2 protein-coding genes are annotated in these 1,525 nt (G+C 67.1%); both read right to left on the bottom strand.

Features of this window, described 5'->3' with window-relative positions:
• Positions 1-35 precede the first annotated feature (35 nt).
• On the bottom strand, positions 36-1,040 hold the full coding sequence (locus tag Vqi01_RS30230) for an IS3 family transposase (protein WP_204038541.1): 1,005 nt from the start codon (positions 1,038-1,040) through the stop codon (positions 36-38).
• On the bottom strand, positions 1,037-1,453 hold the full coding sequence (locus Vqi01_RS30225) for a transposase (protein WP_204038540.1): 417 nt from the start codon (positions 1,451-1,453) through the stop codon (positions 1,037-1,039). The genes Vqi01_RS30230 and Vqi01_RS30225 overlap by 4 nt, the downstream gene beginning before the upstream one ends.
• Between the last annotated feature and the right edge of the window lie 72 nt (positions 1,454-1,525).

Raw genomic sequence — 1,525 nt, 5'->3', positions numbered from 1 at the left:
CGGAACCTGTCAAGTCAAGTGAGACGTTTTCGTGGTCAGGTGTTCTGTAGATCTGAGGGTTGAGCTGCGGGTTTGTTGATCCAGACGGTGTCGGGCAGGGCTGGGGGTCGGGGGCGGCGGGTGAACCGGTCGGGGTGGGTCCGCCAGGCGGCGTCGAGGGTGTGTTGCCGCTGCTGGTGCACATCGCTGGCGGTGCCGTAGTGCACCGAGGCGGGGGTGTGCAGACCGATACCTGAGTGGCGGTGTTCGTGGTTGTAGTAGGTGAAGAACTCGGTGCAGAACTCGCGGGCGTGTTCGAGTGAGTCGAACCGGTCGGGGAACGCGGGGCAGTACTTCAACGTTTTGAACTGCGCTTCGGAGTACGGGTTGTCGTTCGATACCCGGGGTCGGGAGTAGGAGCGGGTGACGTCGAGGTCGGCGAGGAGTTCGGCGACGGGTTTGGAGGTCATCGACGAGCCGCGGTCGGCGTGTAGGACCTCGGGTCGTACCCGGTTGCGGGCGATGGCGTCATCGATCACCTCGCGGGCGAGCATCGAGTCCTCACCGGTGGCGACGTGCCAGCCGACGACGTACCGGGAATACACGTCGATGATCACGTACAGGTGGTAGAACACGCCCCGTTGTACGGTTTTCAGGCGGGTGATGTCCCATGACCACACCTGCGACGCGCCGGTGGCAACCAACTGCGGGATGGTGCGTGGCGGGTGGGTGGCCTGCCGTCGGCGTTCCCGGCTCTGCCCGGCTTGGCGCAGGATCCGGTACATCGTGGACTGTGAGCACCAGTACACGCCGGCGTCGAGTTCGCGGGCCCACACCTGCGCCACGGACATCTCCGCGTACTCGTCCCGATGCAGCAGGTCCAAAATCTGCTGGCGTTCAGCCGGGGTCAGCGTCGACGGCGGTGGTGCCTTCGGCCGGATGGGTCGGGACACCACGGGCGGCTGCTGACGCCGGTAGTGCGTGGCGCGGGATCGGCCGGTCAACCGGCATGCCCCGGCCACGCCCAGCAGCGGCAGCAGCTTGTCGAACGCCGTGTTCAGCGCCTCCTGCCCGGCCGCGGCGGCGTGTCGTCCGCGCTCTCGGACAGTGTTTCCAAGAGCGCGTGTGCTTTTCCCATGATCTCCAACGCGGTCTTCGTCCGCGCCAGGTCCGCTTCCAGCCGTTCGTTACGCCGCCGCAACCGCTCAAGCTCGGCAGCCTCCGCGCTACGGCGCCGCTTCTCACCCACCGGGCTCTTGCGGGTGCCCAGGGCGGTCAACGCCCCGGCGTCCCGCGCGGCCCGCCACTCCAGGATGTGAGAGTGGTACAGGCCCTCCCGACGCAGGATCGCCGCCCCCTCACCCGAGGCCTTCGCCGCGTCGTACTCCGCCACGATCCGCAGCTTGTACTCCGCCGTGAACGTCCGACGCTTCGGCCGTCCGCCCTGCTCACCAGGCGTGCTGGGTAGTGTCACGATGATCCTCTTCCTGTCTCCCGTCGAGCCTAACTCGCCCGGGAAGGCTGTCTCATCTCAGCCTGGCAGACA

It is taken from the genome of Micromonospora qiuiae (genome assembly GCF_016863555.1).
Lineage (GTDB): Bacteria > Actinomycetota > Actinomycetes > Mycobacteriales > Micromonosporaceae > Micromonospora > Micromonospora qiuiae.
This window is presented reverse-complemented; position numbering and strand designations above follow the sequence as displayed.